We start from the raw sequence: 18,110 nt of genomic DNA on the forward strand, positions 1-18,110 counted from the left end.
TTAATCAGCAGGTTTAATGATTTCACCTGTCTAATTAAAGGGGAGCATATCAGCTTGTCACACCGCTCCATTACGTTGCTTTCGCAACTGGCTCAGATTGGCGACGTTGCCGACGACCAGAAAATCGTGCGGCGTCAGCACGCCTTTGGAAGTATCCAGATTAATGACGTTCTGACCAGGCGCCAGCAAGTTCGTCGTATTGAAGAAGTCCAAGCCCGGCAAGTTAAGATCGATTGAAGGGATCTGAAGTTTCTTACTCAAACCATCATAAAACGAAGGATAGGATTTCGAGCATCCGTTCATGCTTTCCCATACATCGCAACCATACGCGTTTAGCCCAACATTAAAATCGGACGCACCGACGGAAACGCGCGACTCGATTACGTCATTCTCGCTTAATGTTAACGGTATAGGGCCTTTATGGAGCCCGAGCGAAATATATACGCCGCCCCAAGTCCCGCTTCTTTGGAACACTCTGTTCTGGCTCCACATCGAACGCGTAGATCCCCCAAAAGCAAGCGTGATTCCGCCATTCTGCAGTGTCATATGGACGGGATTGTCCTGCATGCTGATCTGCAGTCCATCATAGCTGTGATTCTCAAAGAAGCTTTGTTCGCTTTCTCCAATGGCAAATATATTTTGGTTCTTCCGCAATATAGCGGACACGCCGCCTCCGCTAACCGGGTTGGATAGCTCGACGGAGAACCCGCTCGCCTCCAATTGACGCTTAAGGAACGATTGCGTCATTAAGCGGTTGGACAGAATGATGCTGGCCGTATAGCCGTTCGGAACCGGACATGAAGCGACGTCGCCTGGTTGGAACGAAGGAGACGGATTGCCCGGCGGGTTGCCGCTTTCATTCGTCTGAATGTACAAGCTTAATACCCCATCGTCACCGTCTCCCGTCGAAGCGAACACGAACGACTTCGGCGTCAGAATGGTTTCGCCGGATTGCGGCCGCTTGTTGTTGATCGAGGATAGCGCATAATCGATCGCCCGAATGTTCGTCTGAAAGTACTCCTTCAATACTGGCAGGAAATAAGTAACCAATATATCTTGGTCCTGCGGGTCCGGTGCCGGAACAATTTGATACAACGTTCCCTTCTCCGATTTGAAATGCACAATAATATGATTGTCATGCGGGTTGCCGTCGCTGAACGTCACGACATTGTCATACTCGATGACCTCGCCGGTGTCCCCCTTGATCGCCGCGAGTGGAACGATGGCTTGCACGCTGTACTTTCCTCCCGGGATTTGAATCTCTCTTTTTTTGTCCTTCGTTATTATGGTCACGATGCTGCCTTCGTTGATCGGCATCGTCAGCATGGCAAAGCCGGAACGTCCGGTGATGAAGCTGAGAACGGGCGAAGCAAAACGGATGTCGTATTGGATTTCAAAATTATCACTCCAAATCGGATCTACCCGCACCGTCGACAACACGACATCCTTGGCAAGCTTGCCCGCCTGATACTGTGATTCCAGAAAATCGTTCAGTTGCTTGACGGTGTACGAGCAGACGACGTCCCAGCCGTTTGTGGAAGGCCTCCCTTCCATTATTCTCACCAGATCGTTCAGTTCCGGATAAGTCGTTGTCATCGATAAACAACCTCCAATTCGGGGATTAGGTATGGAATGAATAACAGGTACCGTGAAATTCAAGCGTTACTTCCTTTAACTCGCTTAAGTCAATGCGGCTTCTAAAGGATTTGTCGACTTCAATCTTCCATGTCGTATAGGGGCCGAACAACGCATAAGGCGTTTTCTCTCCCGGAAGGGACTCGCCGAAGCCTCCATCGATGACGATGGTTTCATCGTTCAGATCGTACCGGAAAGGAACTTCCCGTTTATCGTGGTGAAATTGGTAGACGGCATTGTTTCTCGAGATCAGTTGCTCCTGTCCGGAATGCGTAATATTCAACAATATTTCGCTGTCAGGCGCGCCCGGCTTCGCTTTCGCGCCGTTCAGATAACAGCGCACCTTGGTAATCCGCACATTGGCCAAGCCTGCGAACGGGCTTTTCGCATCCGCCTCATGCTTTTCGAGCGGTATGTTGACCATTGCCTCGTAATTCGTTCTCATGAAAGCCAATTGAAGCGGAGTAAGCTTGAAGGTGATGCCTTTGTGCCCGTCGGCCGGAAAGGGGGAGCAGTTCGTTCCGAACTGTTTGATGGCATCTTGATAAAGTCCAACCATTTTATTCTGTGCGTTCAGCAATCCGGCATAAGTGACTTCCTTGACGTTCCCTCCTAGCACGTCGCTTAATTGGGTGTGCTCGAGCGCCCAGAAGTTGTAGGCGCGGGTCGTCAAATACAACATTTCGAATATTTGGGCGATCGCATCGAAGTACATGCGGGCGACGAATCCCGTATATTCGGACGAGACGCTCGTTATCGACTCGATCATATCCCGATTGTACTGTTTAATGGCGCTTTCCAGCTCCTGCTGCTCGTTGATCGTCTGAAGCAAGAGCAGAGCTGCTGCATTATAGGTCATGATGTGGCCGTTTCTGTCGATGACCGTCTGCACATAGTCGTTCAGCGCCTCTCTTAACTCGGTGCTGTCGATTTGGTCCGACACTTGGCGCATTAAGCTCTCAATCGCTTCCGCGTCGCCGATCAGCTTCGCCGCGCCGGGATCGTCCGGTTGCAACGAACCGCCGGGCATAGCGCTGTAGCCTTCCTTCAAGCTCTGAAAATCTTTGGTGATCGTATTAAGCCGATTGACGAGATAGGCTTCGTTGATGGAATCGCCGTCGGCGCCGGTGATCTTCGTTTTTCCGTCGTAGACGATTTTGGCGCCGTGTGTAATCCACATCACGGAGGACGTCGGAGCGAATGCGATCGAACCGAGCGAGGAGAAGATATTGTCCCAGCTCCAGTCAAAGTGTTGTTCCAGCTTCGTCCTAAAGCCTTCGATTTTCTCCTCGACAATCGCTTTCTTCCGGGCAATATACGGCGTATAATTATCGATCGTCCGGGCGGTATCCCCAAGCATGGCAACAAGCTTCTTCATCTTCGTCTTATGGCTTCTTACCGTGAACTCCGCCTGACGTCTGGCGGCGGCCAGTGCGGACTTCGCTAGGGTAACGTCTTGGAGAGCTTGCAACTGCAACCTATATTCTTCTTGAATCGTTTTGAAATTGGCGATTAACGCATTCAACTGCTCCCGGCAAAAGTCGAGTGAAACGACCGGCACATAATTGTACTTGTACCCGTAATAGTCAAGCCCCTGCGACAGTCTGTTCAAATACAGCACGGTCTTGTCATACAAATCTTTGAATATAGCGACGCTCCCCGCTGCGGCTACATGCTGCTCGTATTTCGACCACAGCTTGTCCAGCGCGCTGCCCGCATCTACCTGTTCGAACGGCGACGTTTTTTGTTGCAATCGTTTGAAGGCGATCATCGTATCTGCAACCGCCTCCCGGTCCGATGGCTCCAGACAGAGATAACGCAAGCGGGCTTTCTCGAACAGCATTCGACATTGAACGGGATGTACCCAAGGGAAGAAGGATTCCTCTTGCACATTCGCCAATTGTGCCGCGCTTCCGACAGGAAGAATGCGGAACGTTCCTCTCTCGCCATCTATCCCGTTACTCCCGTTGACGACGCCCTCGCCATAGGTGCCGTACAACCCGCCTGACACGTCCGTGCTTGCCAGCGCCTTGCTTTTCCACTCGTCTGCAAGCACGACCAGGCGGGATGCCATCTCCCGTATGACATCTTTGGCCGTTTCCGGCGAGGCGCCGTCCTTTAGCTTTTGTCTGAAAGGCTCAATCAGCGCGACGTCCGGATATTCGTCCAGAGCTCCGATCAGTTTCTTCACGATGTCGTCTTGATCCGCTCTTTGGTAAATGCTCCTTAGTTCGGCCGCCAGCTTTAAATAAGGATGTCCATAGAACAGCTTGACATTGCCGCCGCAGCCGCCATTGCCGCCGTCCCCTCCCTTCGGGTCCGAAGATAATCCGGCTTTGCCGTCTCCTCCTTGGCCGCCGCTCGCATTCACCTTGTAATGGGGCGCATCGGCGGCTACGGTCTCAATGAATAGACTGAGATCGCCGCCGTCTTCTCCGTCCGTGCCGTCGGCCCCTTCGACCGGCGTCATGCCGGGCTTGCCTTGCAGATCGAACGCCGCTTCTCCAAGCGTCGACATCCGGCCGGTCGAAAGAATGCCATGCGACAGCTTGAACGTATGGCTTAAAGTAACCTGCTCGGCGTACAGGTACACTTCGTCATGGGTGTCGCCGAATTCGGTACCCTCGCCGATTGCCAGATTATCTTCGGTGCTCAAGTAAATCATCGAGTCATCCCGGATTAATACTTGATTTTCCTTATGGATTTGCGACAGCAATACGTAATCCGCATCATTCTTAGTCAATTGTCTATCGTCGACCATTGGCAATCCTCGCTCCCGGCAGCCGCGCGCGCTATTTGACTTCAAATATCCTGGCTCTTTTTTCCTTTGCCCTCTTTTCCGCTTCTTTACGTTCCTTCTGCTTGTCCTCAAGGTCTTTGTGGCGGTCGCGTTCTTCTCTTCTGATGTCCTCGCTCTTCTTCTCTAGCTCCTGGGCCTTCCGCTTCAATTCGGAAATTTCCTTCTCCAGCAGCTCCTTCCGGTCAAGCAGCTCGCGGTCGTCCTTCCTCCGTTCGAGCGCCTGCCGGACTCGCTCAGCATCTTCGTATCTTCTCTGCAATTCCCGATTCGTCTCTTCGATGCGGCTCGTATCTTCAACCAGTTCCTGTTGCGTTTCACTGATTTTTTCGGATAACGCATGCGTTTGCGCAGCCAGCACGTGGCTATGAAGGAGCTCGCCGAGATAGGAGGCTTCAGCCGTGCCCTCCGAAATCCGCTTAAAGACATCGTTGCTGATGGTTTCCTGCACAAGCTGATTCAGCTTGTCCTTGTACGCTTCAGCGATCTCGTTGAGCCGTTCATCGCCGGTGCTGACGAGCAGCTCCAACACCTTCAAATTCATGCGGTCGAGCACTTCGCATTGAAACACATTGCCGTTCAATTCGGCTATCCAATCCTGCGTACGTCTGGACAATGCGTCTTGCTGGTTAAGCTTGCTGTCTACATAGTCCTTTATGAACGTATTAACTTCGCTCTCCAGACTGTCCCATTGAATCGATCTGGACAGCTCCTTCAGTTGCTCGGCCGTTCGATCCGGAATGTCGCTGTCGTAGAATACGGTAAAATCCGCAAACAGACGCCTTGCCGCGTATTGCTCCTTCGTCAGGTCTTTAAGCTGCCTGTCCGTCGTAACCGCTATGCCATATTCGGGATGATACTCGCCGAATGAAATGGACTTGGCATAGACGTCCGCGATTTCCCGATACTTGTTCAAGCTTGGAACGAAACTGTTCAGCCAGGTTGACAGCATGTTGCCCAAAGGGTTGGTTGGTCTCAGAAAGCTATATTTGCCGATATCCTTCTGCACAACGTCCCATAAGCCCGATTTGATGTAGGTATCGATTCCTTTGTCGGAATCAATGATCACTTCCTGCCGATTCTCAATCAAATCGTTCAAATCTCCATTGCCGTTATCGCACAATAGCACTACGCCGTCCCGATAAGAAGCTCGAACAGTCTCCGCCTGCAGCGGCGAGCCGAACGCCGGGGAAATAATCAAATCGGGTTGAATGTCGAAGCTGGGTGGCGCTTTAATGTCGAGGCAAGTACGCAACGAAATAACGACGTCTCTTCCGGTCTCCATCAATCGCTTAACGATAATGGCCGCTTCTTTGGCGCCGGTCTGTACCTCATAATCACGGGGCCAATGATCCACAGAGCTTACCGACTGCTTGTCCCACTCGAGGAATTCGCCGGTGCCGGTCGCAATGACGCAGCCTCTGTTCACGCCTATCTTCTGACCGGCTTCGGTCAGTTGACCCGTATTCACGGCCACGGTTCCCATACAGAACAATGCGCCCTTCGGCAAGGCTTGCGCTTGCTTCACCAACATATCTCTTGTCTGCTCATATTCGGTTCGGGCGATTGGAGTCAACCCTCCGATGGCGTCCCCATTCAAGGAAAACTCGGGCAAGGTCGCAATTTTCAATACGTTGGGATTCCCGTCAATAAACCCCGTCTTGTGTAAATTCTCGAGATACTTGTCGGGAGTGCCCGGCTTAAGTACGGCCGCCGCGTAAGAATGAAACGGCCGGATCGCTTGAACCTGGAGTCCTTGTGGCGTAAGCGCCTGCTTGACTAAACGAGATAATACGCCTCTCACCTATACCACGCCCCCATTGTTCCTAGTAACTAGTAGATTTTTCTATGTATTTATCATGTCTGTTAAGCTGCAGCCAGCCTACTTGCTCCAGATGCGCGTATTGAGATTGAGGTGATCCACAATGTCCAGGATAGAGCGAATTTCGTTATAGGTATGAAGAATGCCGTTGTTCTCCAGCTTCTTGGTTCCTTTGACTTCGAAGTAGTCGATCCAATGGATGGCAATCGTAAGCTTCCCTTGGTGCAGGCAGATGCTCATACCCTTCTTGGAATAACGCTTGCGAAGCTCTACGAGTCTCTCCAGCATATCGACGGGCAGCAAATAACGGGCTGTCGTCTCGTCGGTCGTCCAAACCCGAAACTGCTTATCGAAATCATGGCTGATTGTTCCCATACGGTCTCCGACATGATGCAGAGAGCGGCTGATCTTGCCCTTGCGCGATTCAATAACGGTCGTCCCTTCAAAATGTTTGTGAAAGTCCGCGACGAGCACAAGACCCTCAAACAGCATCGTTCTGATCTTGTTGCCAGACTCGTCCTTCTCCTCCTTCTGAGCGTGGATCTCGCACAGTTGGAAATCGGTTACGCCCAGCGTTCCTTCGAAATAATCCTCACCTTCGTACAGGTTGGCTTGACCCAAACGTTTGAATATTGGGATTTGCAGCAGTTGATCTTTCGAGATATAACCATCCGCTTTGAAACGGCATTCGAAGCGGCTGCCTTTAAGATCGGGAGGATAGGTGGCCTTGCTCACCATATTGGCAACCATGGGAGGCACAATCAGTTCCTTGTAGAACCGGCTGTATCTCTTTTGCGCTTTGCGGAATGCCTGGCGGATGTAAATGGGCGAGCAGATGAGAACAACAATGCCGAACAGGAAGGGGGCGAAGCCGCCGAACTCCTCGTCGGCTCCGCTGTCTACAGTGTCGGATGACACGATCCAATACCACATCGTGCCGACTCCGATCGCCGCTATGGCAAGTCCGACCGCGATGTGCCAGCCTCGCCTGACGATGGTGCGATTACGATGATCGCGCAATTGCTCCCATGCTTGCAGCGCAGAAATGTCATTGGCAATTTCCTCATAGGCGGGCAGCATGACTGAGCCCCTCTTTCCTCGTGGAAGTAGTAGGTCTTTAGGTGGCTATATTCGACAGCACATGTAAATATTCCTTGTTATTATCCATTACTCGCCCTACAATGAGCATATATTTAGTCAAATAGGATCATGGAGGAGATATTCATGACTTGGGCTATTATCATTGTTGTGTTACTTGCTTTGTACATCATCGTCAAATACAACAGCCTGCTAGGCATGCGCAACAGAATCAAAGAAACCTACGCTGCGATCGATATTTACATGCAACAGCGATACGATGCGCTGCTTAAAGTCGCGCAGACGGTAGTGGAATATGCCAAGTACGAAGAGACCACGTTGAAGGAGATTACCGATCAGAGAACGATGGCTTCGAACGCGAGGGGGAACGACAAGCTGCGCGCGATGGACGAGCTTGCTGGCAAGCTGAGCGCGATTGTGGCGATCGGGGAAGCTTATCCGCAATTGCAGGCCAGCGACAACTATCTGCATCTTCAACATACCATCGCCGATTTGGAGGAGAAGCTTTCCGCCGGCCGGAGAACCTACAATGCCAACGTTGTTGCGTACAATACGGCGATCGGGTCCATTCCCGCCAATCTGATCTCAGGTGTGCTCGGCTTCAAAGAACAGGACTTATACGAGGTCGAGGTATCGAAGAAAGTAGATTTCAATATGAAGGAACTTCTTCAAAGATCCTAATGCAACGAGAGCCGCGATTCGGATATAACGAATCGCGGCTCTTATTACGTTATGTATCATCTTGAGAAGCGTACACAGTTAACGTTAGCTTAGAAGCGAGAAGATCACCGGAGATCACCATCGATGTTGTGCCTGTCTTAAGCGGCGAAAGTCGACCCAAGAGTAAATTGCTCTTCTATAAAATTGAGAAATTTTTCTTTTTTATTGACACCAGCTATAAATCCGTTCGTTGCAATATGATCAGACAAATGGATGGACTATATTATGATTTCAATATATTGGGGCCGAGGTGCTGTACACCGCTATGGTGGGCATTCCCGGCCCTTTGTCTGTTTATACAGTGCGCCACGAGGGATACGAGCGAGGTTTCGTTTTGACCCGCTGTGTAAGTAATTTCAAGGACCGCGCGTTGACTTCGGGGTATGAAACATACACCGCCAGAGCCTCGAACCGATCTGTAAGTTTTGCGCCTCCACGAAAGAATCGAATTTCTCCGTTATCCTCCGTCCTCTTGCTCCACATGCCTCACGAACGACAGCACGATATCCTGCGGATAATCTCCGAACGCGGAGCCGAAAAGATTGAGGCCGCGGCGGTTGACCGCGTCCTCGCTAACCTCGAGTCGGACGCGTACGGGTTGATGGTAAGCGAGTCCCAGCCGGTCGATCGTCGCGCTCGACGCCGGCGTTCCGTTCACCATGCTGCCTTCTTTCGTAATTTTCCATTCCGTTAGCCTGCCGTATTCCGTGTTGCCTTTCCACCGTTCGGGAGTGAATTTTCCTTTGCGGTCCCCGAAATCGCCCGGACTTGTCCATGTTCCGGCCGAGACGTCGTTCACGAAGAGCGTAATGTCGGACGGAAAATCGTGATGGAAACCGGGGGCCTCCGAGCACAGCTCCGCCCGGAAGATCAGCTCGTCCAGCGCCACGCCGGGCGGCATCGGATTCGCGAAATAATACTCCAGGTACCCGCTGCCGGAAAACCATAACAATCCGGCATCGGTTCGTTCCGGCATATAGAACGCCCGGGGATCGTCCGGCGATCCGATGCCGGTTCCGTCACGAGCGGCCAAGCCGCATGTCGGCTGAATCGAACAATGGGAATACATGCCGATCGGCATATGGATATCTTCCGTCCGCCGCAGACCTTCACCCGGCTTGGCCGGAAGTTCAAGCAGGATGGAACGGTAACCGACGGAACAGATTTTCTCGCGGTTCGAGCCCTGTCGGGTATCGATCAGCTCGGCTTGCTCCAGAATCTGGATATTGATGGACACGGTCGGCTGGGCGACGCCGAGCGCCTCGGCCAACTGGCTTACGCTCATCGGTTTCTCCCCCAGCGCCTCCAGAATCCGGACGCGGACATCGCCGGAGAGAGCTTTGGCCACATCGATCATCCGGGTCGCGGGAAATCGGATCAATTCCTGCTTCGTTTCGCTCATGAAAGATCCCTTTTCTTCTTGGTTTTGATATAGCTAAGTGTACAGGGATTTCGAATTATTGTAAAATCTAAATGTATATTGTGTTTTTAATATACTATCTGCTATGATATTAAAAAAACATCATGAGAAAGGTCGTGTTCCGTTATGACTCCTTCCATCCCTGCCGCCGCAACTGACGTCGATGTCCGATCCCCAATGCCCCGTCCGGAATTCCCGCGACCCGATTGGCAAAGAAGCGAATGGTTGAATTTGAACGGCGCTTGGTCGTTCCGGTTCGATCCGGATAATCGGGGATTCGCGGAAGCTTGGCAGAACGACGAACAATCCGCATACGATTTGACCATCGCCGTGCCGTTCTCCTGGGCAAGTCCTCTGTCGGGTATCGGCGACAATCGCAAAGGGGTCGGATGGTACAGAAGAACGCTGTCCTGGAACGCTTCCTCCGCAGGCTCCCGATTGTTCTTGCGTTTCGGCGCGGTGGATTATACCTGCGATGTCTGGATCAACGGCCGCCATGTCGGCTCTCACCAAGGAGGCTACGGCACGTTCGAGTTCGAGGTGACGGACGTATGGCGCAACGATTCGGATAATGCGATCGTTGTCCGAGCGGAAGACAACGATCACGCTTATCAGACACGCGGCAAGCAGGGGTATGGGGAAATCCGGGGAATTTGGCAGCCTGTCTGGCTGGAAGCCCGTCCCGATGCCTACATCGGCAACGCCAAGTTCGTGACATCGATCAGCGGGCGAGTCGAGGCGGCGGCGAAGATCTTCGCGGCACGGTCTGGAGCGGCTGCTTTGTCGTTCGATTTCGGGAACGGCTCCGTCCGGCACGTTGTCGGAGATATCCGGCTCGAGGCAGGAGAGAACGAGATCCTGACTTCCTTCGAGGTGTCCGATCCGCAGCTGTGGAGCCCCGAGAATCCTTATTTGTACGAGGGAAAGCTGGTCTTGTCCGGGAATTTCGGAGAGGATGCGGTCAGCACGTACTTCGGTATCCGCGAGGTCGGAACGGCCCGGTTCGGAGAGCGGGATTACAAGTGGATCACGCTGAACGGCAAACCTGTCTATCTGAACGGTACGCTGGACCAGTCCTTCAACCCGACCGGATTTTTCACCTATCCGTCGGACGATGAGATGAGGAATGAAATCTATCTCATGAAGAGGCTTGGCTTGAACTTCGTTAGGATTCACATTAAGTCCGAGGAGCCCCGCAAGCTATACTGGGCGGACAAGCTCGGCCTTCTCGTGATGCAGGACATCCCGTGCTACTGGGGAAATCCGGACGAGACCGCACGTGCCGCCCACGAGAAGGAAGAGCTGGAGACGATCGAACGCGATTACAACCATCCTTCCATTATCTCCTGGGTCATTTTCAATGAAACTTGGGGACTGAAGACGCAGACGGACAGCTCTATCGTAGCGGTCTCGGGAGATTACGCCACGCGGGAAACCTTCCTGCCGGACACCCAGGAATGGGTGCGGGAACGTTACCGTTGGGCCAAGCGGATCGATCCGACGAGAATCATCGAAGACAACTCGCCTTGCCTCTACGACCACGTCGAATCCGATCTGAACACCTGGCACTTCTACATGAACGGATACGAGCAAGTGCGGAGCCATATCGAGGATGTCGTATCGAAGACGTATGCGGGCTCGACGTTCAATTATATCGGAGGCAACGTGCAGAGCGACGCTCCTCTCATGAACAGCGAATGCGGCAACGTCTGGGGAATGGAGGGAGGTGCGGGCGACAGCGATCTCGCTTGGCATTACCGGTATATGCTGAACGAGTACCGCCGCCACGACAAGATGTGCGGTTTCATCTTCACCGAGTTCCGCGACGTAACCAACGAATGGAACGGTTATTATCGTCTCGACGGCTCGGACAAGGATTTCGGTTATGACGGGCTCGTACCGGGGATGACCATCGCCGATCTTCATTCTCCGGACTTCGTCGTGATCGACGCGCCACCGTGCCAGACCGTGGATGCCGGTTCGTTCGTCACGGTTGCGCTGCTTCGATCCAGCTATTCCGACCGTTATCACGGACGGCTGCTGCGCTTGGAATGGGAAATCAGGTATGACGGGCTCGATGCCGGGATGACGGGAGACTCCGGAAGCCGACAAGTAGAATGGGATGGCTATGGGGTTGCGGAGCTGGAGCCGGTTACGGTGCGGATGCCGGGACAGGACGCAATTGCCGTGCTTGCGGTCCGCCTGGTCGATGGAGAAGGCGCGGTCATCATGCGCAATTTCGTCGCGTTCGATGTTCGGAGCGGCCGCTCCGGCGGCGATTACGGCTCTGCCGGACACGTCGTCAGCGTGCCGGTCGCCGATTTCACGGAGCATTCGTTCGCCTATCAATGGAATGCCATCCAAGGTCATAAGGCGAATGGCGGGGAGAGCGGAGCATTCGTCTACGAGGTAAACCTTCCGGACGCGGAGGACAAGCCCCTGATCGGCTTGATCGAGATTCTGTTCGAAGCCAGCTCCAAACGTCTCTTGTCCCGTAACCGCGCAGGTGAAACCGACATGAAGAATGTTAATTTCATGCACGGCGAATTTGCGGATCCGGAGCGGAATCCGAACAGCTACCTCATGACCGGGGACCGGAAACACGAATCACGCGTTAACGTCCTGATCGACGGCGAGCAGGTCGGCTCCATCGTGCTGCAGGATAATCCGGCGGACAGCCGAGGAATCCTGTCCTGGCACTACCAGCCTGTCCACAACAAGCTCGATGAAGCGGGCTCTTACGGTTATATGTGCAAGGTCGTCGTCCCGAGTCAATTGGCCGCCAAGTTGGACCGCAGTCGCCGATTTACGCTGCAGCTCCAAGCGGATGACGGCGGACTCGCTCTCTACGGGCGGAATGCGGGGCGATACCCGATCGATATCGTGGTTCGCTGCCGCTAATTCGAATCGAGAGTAATTAAATGCCGACTTCGTCGCGCCCGCCTACAGGTACGATGAAGTCGGCATATTTGATGGACAGTTCGATAAACGCGTCGTACTTTCGTATACGGAATTGTAAACGGAACAAGAGGTTGTCTCCCTGCGACTACGGCTGGAACGCACCTGCACGGAATACAGCTAGTTAGTCCAAAATCCACTCATCCGCTCAATAACTGCACGAATTACATCTCAAGATCACCAAAACCGCCGAACTCCTCGCTTTTTACCAAACGAACAGTACTTCGTGCAGTTGATGAACCAGAGCGGTTACAGATGCTCGAAACTAACTGTACTCGGCGCATGTAACGACACAAGGGTGTCCCGAGTCATGTTAATGACCTTAAGGACACCCTTAGAGACAGCCGGCTTGCCGGGCAGATCGATTATACTTTCACTCTCTTGCCGGTCTCATACGATTGAATCGCGGCATGGGCAAGCGTTAAAGCTCTCAGGCCGGCTTCGGCATGAACGGGCGGTTGTTGTCCGCTGCGGAATGCGCCGATGATCCGATCCAAATGCACATCGAACGTTCGATGGAATTCGCGATCTCTGTCATTGAAATAGCCTGCCTGCCATACTTCCGCCGTTTCATTGCCTGCTTCCTGAAATTGAAACCTTCTTACCGTATCTTCGATGATCAACCGGCCTTTAACTCCGTTAACTTCCAGCCTTTGCGTATCCGCGTATGCGTAGGAAGAATCGTAAGTGCCGAACAGATTGCCAACCGCTCCATTCCCGAAGTGAAGACCGATGGATAACGTGGTATACCCTTTGCCCGTCATGTCGGTCATTTGAGCCGTAACCGAATCGATGCGTCCCATCAGATACTCCAAAGAATCAAAGCCATGGCATTGCGTCTCGATCAGATTGGCGTGCTTATGGCACTCCACCCCTCCGCCTTCCCCGCCGAACCGCCATGTACCGAATACGAGATCTCCCAACCGGCCGTTCTCGATTGCTTGTTTGGCCATTTGCATCGGTTTGGCGTACCGGTGATTAAGATTAATGGCAAAAAACAAATGGCGTTTGGCCGCTTCGTTAATCAGCGTATCCGCCTGCTTCAAATCGAAAACGAGGGGCTTCTCGACCAGCAGCGGATATCCGGCTTCGATGACCTTTAGCGTAGCCTCATAATGATCTTCGTTCGGCAAACATAAACTGACGAGGTCCGGTTGCTCTCGGTCAAGCATGGTTCCTATATCTGTGTAGCAGGCAGCCCCATATTGCGCAGCCCGTTTCTGCGTTCGTTCCAAATTTCGTCCCACAATCGCACATAACTCGACCTGCTCGTGGTTGGACATTACCCGCGCGTGCTGTTCTCCCCACCCGCCTGCTCCAATCAGCGCTACCTTCGTTTTTGTTGCCGAGCCGCCAATCATTGTTCCACCACGACTTTACCGCATTGCCCGCTGAAGAACAGGTCGCAGGCTTCCTGCAACCGGGAAACCGGATACCGATGCGTAATAATTTGAGATAAATACTCCCGGTGGCCTTTAAGATATTCAGCGTTCGCATGAAGCTCATCAAATGCAAAATACTCGCTGCCGAGTACAGCGCGTTCAGGGGCGATCAGGCCAGGCGATACTTGTAGAGCGACATCTCCGCCATGTCCGACGCATACGAGGACTCCCCGTTGGCCCAGATGTTCGATGCAGGAATGCCGCGCGGCAGTCTGTCCGCTTGTATCGAAGGCGGCGTCAACGCCGGCAAGCCCGTCCGCACGAAGTATATCGCCCAAGTTATCCGTATTCACCTGGACAGGTATCCCTCCCAGCTTCTTGGCCAACTCGAGCCGGTAAGGCATCACGTCGGTAATATAGACGGGAATATGTTGTCCAAGCATGATCTTAACCATTGCCAGAACTCCAAGCCCGATCGGTCCCGCTCCGGCGATCAGGACGGATTCGATGTCTTTGCGAACGAGATTGGCTCTGCGGATCGCATGGCCTCCCGTACCCATAATATCGAGCAGCAAAGTCGCATCCGTCAAAGGCAGATCTTCATCGACAGGGAAAAAGATATTTTCATGGATGAGCATGTATTCCCCGTAGCCTCCGTCATGGGAAAACCCCATGTCAGCCCGTTTGTCCAGACACTGATTCGTGAAACCGAGCTTGCAACTGCGGCAATCGCCGCAGAAATCCATAAGGAACACAACGCCTGGCGTCCCTGGCTTAATCGTCGTATCCGGGCCGGCCGCAGCAACGATTCCCGCTGCCTCGTGACCGGGCGTGAGCTGTCCCGAACCGTTCAAGTAGAAGCCTTTTTCCGAACCGCATAGCGCATTCGCCTTTGATCTTAACAGCAATTGACCGGGTCCCGGCACGGGTACTTCTTTCTCGACATAAACGATTTTTTTGTTGTCCGCGAAGAGAGGCGAGTTCATTTTCTCAGGTATCGTCATGGCTTGCATCGTTTACCATCTCCCGTGTCTATTGTGACAAAAACAATGATTAGTTCCTGTTCCTCGATACTATATTAATGGCCCTGACGCGCTCATGAATTATCCAACTGTCTTCAAACGGAACACCGTCTCGTTACGGCCTACGATCAGCTTGTTGTCGTTGAATATATCAGCCGGATACAGCCCTCTCAGTTTCACTATCGTCTCCGTGCGACGATAGTCGATCTGTTCTAGAATCGAAGCCAGGATGAGAGGCCACTCTTCGGAAGATCCGTCCATCACCTTAAGCGCGAAAGCAAGCCGTTCCTCGCGAAGTCCGAAGCAGTATACGCCTTTGGCCCCGCCTTTAGCTACAATATTATCGTCTTGCAGTAATGTCGAGCAGACCGTGCCGGTACCTGAGATCATCAAGCCGTTCCGATTCATGGCGCCCGTGAGCTTAACAACAGCGGCGCGTACTTGCTCATCGGAGATGAGATCCGGACAAGCCAGCTTCAAGTAAGCTGTAGCGAGATGCTGCAGCGAGATCGCCATAACCGGGAGTCCGCAACCGTCTGTACCGATCGCGATTTCCTGCATAGGGATCTCCGCCAGAATGGACATCGTTCGCAATATTGCCTGCTGCGCCGGGTGATCGATTCGCCAGTAATCTTCCGTGCTCAGACCTTGTTTGAGGCACAGCGACAAGACGCCCAGATGCTTGCCGGAGCAGTTGTGATAGATGCTCCTCTTCTCTTGACCGCTGACGATGAGAGCATCGCGGGAAGCGCCGTGGTTCGGATACGTCGGGTGGCACACAAGTTGCTCTTCGCGCACGCCAATCTTCGCCATCATCGATTCCAGCACCCTGACGTGGAATGGCTCCCCATTATGCGATCCTGCCAGAATCGCAATCTCCTCGTCCGTCAGCGCATAATGTTCATCCACACCGTGCATGATGGCCGGGATCGCCTGTATCGGCTTCGCCGATGAGCGCAGATACGTTCGATGCAGCGGATTGCCGAATACATACCGGAGCTCGCCGTTATCCGATACCCCGCAGATGTGACCCGCATGTACATTCTCCACCCATCCGCCCCGATACTCTTTAACCAGCGTCAGATCGGACATCCCCTTGTCCATCCTCTCAACCCCTTCGAATGGCTCTGCCCATTAATTCATTCTGAAATCGATATGGGCCGGCGGCGGATACAGAGCAGCCGCTTGGGCGATAAGCTCATCCGTCATCTCCACGTTGTCCTTCAATGCCATTTTGCGAGCCTGATACTTATACCAGAGTTCCACGATTGACTTCTCGCCTTCGCGGAGAGTAGCCACATCCGCGGCAAACAACCGCTCGAGGAATTCAAAATCGCCATTTTCCAGCGCCAGAGGAGCGACGATAATTTGCACTCGCTGATTCTCTTGAACCGATACCGGCATCGCCCGGTAGACATCCCAGGCTTCGGACCGCTTGCCGCATTCGATAAGCAGCTTCACGTATTCATCCGCGAATGCCACGTCCGGGAAGCCGTTCGAAACGTCATGCGCCCATTTCATAAAGGAGAGGGCTCCCTCCTTGTCTTCCTTGCGCAACAACGCCTCAGCCAGATTGCGGTATACCCAGGCGGACGGACGAATTTGCAGGGAGCGCCTCCACGCTTCGACCGCTTCCTCTTCGGCTCCTTGTTCGAACAGCATTACGCCAAGATGCATATACGCCGCCCACGACTCATTCCCCTGTTCCGACAGACTTTCCTGGAGCAAGTCGCGCCACTCGTCCTGCACCATCCAGGAAGCCGGGATCTCTTCAATGCGGCTGTCCGGCAGTCGGCCCTTCTCCAGAAGCTCCAGCCAGATGCTCTGCTCGGCAGACAAGCTCTCATCTTCGAAACGGAGCCCTGCCGGCGTCGATCGGCCTTCGTTCTTCTCCCGGCGGCGCCGCTCCAACGCGCCCCAGCCCAAGCCTGTATGCAATACCTGTCCCGGTTCCCGGTCAGCGTAGTTCTTCAGCTTCTCGTGGATGCTGTAGACCTGATCCTCCGGAAGAAGACGATCCACCTCGTTATCTATATACTCCCGCGCCGCGAGCCAATTCTCCTCATGGGCTTTATTCGCGTCTACATTGGCTACGCCGAACAATTGCGTAAAGTCCCACGCTGTCTCGGCAGGCTGGTCCAGTCCATGCATCTGCGTCGGCGCCAGTCCAGCTTGAATTTCGAGGTAGTCGCCTTCGCCCGGCTTGGCCAGAAAATCGCACCAACGTCTGCCGCCGACATGGTTGCCCCAACAGAACACCTTGTGATAGCGTAGCTTCGCTGTCGAACGATCGTACACTAATCGGCCATCCCCATAGACAACCGCTTCCCAAGGCGCTTTGACCTCTTCCGGGTTCTGGAAGAAGTAGTCGCAAGAGTACGGGAAACGCATCGTATAAGAGGCATCAATATCCGGCGAGACAGGCAAATGAGGAAGCTGTCCATTGCCAATTACTCCTACACGATTATCCATATAGATTACTTTTTCGGTCGAGGAGAATACGCGCACCTCTTTGGTCTCCTCAACCGCGATATTCGTCCACCAGTACATAGGAACGGAATTGGCATTATCGTTCGTGATTCGGACATAGGCGCACAGATGCTCAGAATCGGGCGGAAGGTGAAAGTCGATCTGCCAGAACACATTCTTGCAACGTTCATAATCGTAAATCCGGAGAAACTCATGTCCTTCGTCGTCTACAAGCTTCGCTGCATGAAGCGGAGAGCAAGTCGAGAACGTATGGCCGAATTGCCCGATATTCCACTCGATCCCTCCCGAGAACCATGCGTTCCGGATGGCGAAGTTCGCCGGCTGCATGACGGGATTGCGGAACAGAAGCTCCCGATTCGTCCGCTTATCCTTGAGCGAATAGAGTCTGCCGCCGTAGTCGGGTAGAAAAACAGCTTCCAGTATGTTGTTCTCCAGAATAATCGTCTTAAGCTTCATCATGCTCTTTTCTCTTGTGTATCTGTCTTGCATGCGATAGGGCAAAACCCTCGTGTTCGTTTCGTAGCCTAGCTTTTCTTTCTGCTTCTCTGTAAGAGAGCCATCCTCTTTGATGACCTGATCTCTCATTTTGTTCCTGAAGATCGGGAGCGGGTTTTCCCCATTCAGCTCCGCCCCTTCAATAAGCAATTCGGATTGATAAACGGCCATGCTCTTTCCCTCCTAGATACTAGATATGCACTTTATTATAATGCTATTATATGATTATCTAATTTAATAGGGATAATAATTGCAATATTATGGATTAAAT

General features: G+C 53.0%; 11 protein-coding genes. 2 read left to right on the forward strand and 9 right to left on the reverse strand.

Translation table 11 applies throughout. The annotated features are described in order from the left end of the window. Positions 1 to 57: 57 nt before the first annotated feature. From COHPA_RS0112795 to COHPA_RS0112810, 4 genes are all read right to left on the reverse strand, one after another. Positions 58 to 1,596 (reverse strand): hypothetical protein, encoded by a 1,539-nt coding sequence (locus tag COHPA_RS0112795; protein WP_027086556.1) that lies wholly within the window; start codon positions 1,594 to 1,596, stop codon positions 58 to 60. Between the two features lie 25 nt (positions 1,597 to 1,621). Then, on the reverse strand, positions 1,622 to 4,396 hold the full coding sequence (locus COHPA_RS0112800; protein WP_027086557.1) for a hypothetical protein: 2,775 nt from the start codon (positions 4,394 to 4,396) through the stop codon (positions 1,622 to 1,624). 31 nt (positions 4,397 to 4,427) lie between these two features. After that, positions 4,428 to 6,236, reverse strand: a complete 1,809-nt coding sequence (locus COHPA_RS0112805; protein ID WP_027086558.1) for a hypothetical protein — start codon at positions 6,234 to 6,236, stop codon at positions 4,428 to 4,430. Positions 6,237 to 6,314: 78 nt separating this feature from the next. Continuing rightward, positions 6,315 to 7,334 (reverse strand): DUF3137 domain-containing protein, encoded by a 1,020-nt coding sequence (locus tag COHPA_RS0112810; protein WP_027086559.1) that lies wholly within the window; start codon positions 7,332 to 7,334, stop codon positions 6,315 to 6,317. Between the two features lie 144 nt (positions 7,335 to 7,478). On the opposite strand from COHPA_RS0112810, the gene COHPA_RS0112815 reads away from it, so the two are divergent. Next, positions 7,479 to 8,033 (forward strand): LemA family protein, encoded by a 555-nt coding sequence (locus COHPA_RS0112815; protein ID WP_027086560.1) that lies wholly within the window; start codon positions 7,479 to 7,481, stop codon positions 8,031 to 8,033. A 496-nt stretch (positions 8,034 to 8,529) separates the two neighbouring features. On the opposite strand, the gene COHPA_RS0112820 is transcribed toward COHPA_RS0112815, so the two are convergent. Continuing rightward, a complete protein-coding gene (locus COHPA_RS0112820; protein WP_027086561.1) occupies positions 8,530 to 9,474 on the reverse strand; it encodes an ArsR/SmtB family transcription factor in 945 nt (314 codons plus the stop codon). A gap of 243 nt (positions 9,475 to 9,717) precedes the next feature. Between COHPA_RS0112820 and COHPA_RS0112825 the strand changes: the two genes are divergently transcribed. Next, entirely contained in the window at positions 9,718 to 12,393 is a 2,676-nt protein-coding gene (locus COHPA_RS0112825; RefSeq protein WP_245590299.1) for a glycoside hydrolase family 2 protein, read from the forward strand. Between the two features lie 422 nt (positions 12,394 to 12,815). Here COHPA_RS0112825 and COHPA_RS0112835 read toward each other — a convergent pair whose 3' ends face one another. The 4 genes from COHPA_RS0112835 to COHPA_RS0112850 form a co-directional block, all read right to left on the reverse strand. Continuing rightward, complete coding sequence (locus tag COHPA_RS0112835) at positions 12,816 to 13,811, reverse strand: Gfo/Idh/MocA family protein (RefSeq protein WP_035119484.1); 996 nt, start codon at positions 13,809 to 13,811, stop codon at positions 12,816 to 12,818. Next, positions 13,808 to 14,845, reverse strand: a complete 1,038-nt coding sequence (locus COHPA_RS0112840; RefSeq protein WP_027086564.1) for an alcohol dehydrogenase catalytic domain-containing protein — start codon at positions 14,843 to 14,845, stop codon at positions 13,808 to 13,810. Before COHPA_RS0112840 ends, COHPA_RS0112835 begins: the two co-directional genes overlap by 4 nt. A 90-nt stretch (positions 14,846 to 14,935) precedes the next feature. After that, positions 14,936 to 15,958 (reverse strand): asparaginase, encoded by a 1,023-nt coding sequence (locus COHPA_RS0112845; protein WP_245590301.1) that lies wholly within the window; start codon positions 15,956 to 15,958, stop codon positions 14,936 to 14,938. A gap of 30 nt (positions 15,959 to 15,988) precedes the next feature. Further along, positions 15,989 to 18,010 (reverse strand): DUF5107 domain-containing protein, encoded by a 2,022-nt coding sequence (locus COHPA_RS0112850; protein ID WP_027086566.1) that lies wholly within the window; start codon positions 18,008 to 18,010, stop codon positions 15,989 to 15,991. Positions 18,011 to 18,110: the final 100 nt, after the last annotated feature.

This window comes from Cohnella panacarvi Gsoil 349 (assembly GCF_000515335.1).
Lineage (GTDB): Bacteria > Bacillota > Bacilli > Paenibacillales > Paenibacillaceae > Cohnella > Cohnella panacarvi.

What these genes read in the sequence shown, in the direction of transcription:
- COHPA_RS0112795 (WP_027086556.1), bottom strand. Translation starts at nt 1,596, where the DNA reads ATGACAACGACTTATCCGGAACTGAACGATCTGGTGAGAATAATGGAA.
- COHPA_RS0112800 (WP_027086557.1), bottom strand. Translation starts at nt 4,396, where the DNA reads ATGGTCGACGATAGACAATTGACTAAGAATGATGCGGATTACGTATTG.
- COHPA_RS0112810 (WP_027086559.1), bottom strand. Translation starts at nt 7,334, where the DNA reads ATGCTGCCCGCCTATGAGGAAATTGCCAATGACATTTCTGCGCTGCAA.
- COHPA_RS0112815 (WP_027086560.1), top strand. Translation starts at nt 7,479, where the DNA reads ATGACTTGGGCTATTATCATTGTTGTGTTACTTGCTTTGTACATCATC.
- COHPA_RS0112820 (WP_027086561.1), bottom strand. Translation starts at nt 9,474, where the DNA reads ATGAGCGAAACGAAGCAGGAATTGATCCGATTTCCCGCGACCCGGATG.
- COHPA_RS0112835 (WP_035119484.1), bottom strand. Translation starts at nt 13,811, where the DNA reads ATGATTGGCGGCTCGGCAACAAAAACGAAGGTAGCGCTGATTGGAGCA.
- COHPA_RS0112840 (WP_027086564.1), bottom strand. Translation starts at nt 14,845, where the DNA reads ATGCAAGCCATGACGATACCTGAGAAAATGAACTCGCCTCTCTTCGCG.
- COHPA_RS0112845 (WP_245590301.1), bottom strand. Translation starts at nt 15,958, where the DNA reads ATGGACAAGGGGATGTCCGATCTGACGCTGGTTAAAGAGTATCGGGGC.
- COHPA_RS0112850 (WP_027086566.1), bottom strand. Translation starts at nt 18,010, where the DNA reads ATGGCCGTTTATCAATCCGAATTGCTTATTGAAGGGGCGGAGCTGAAT.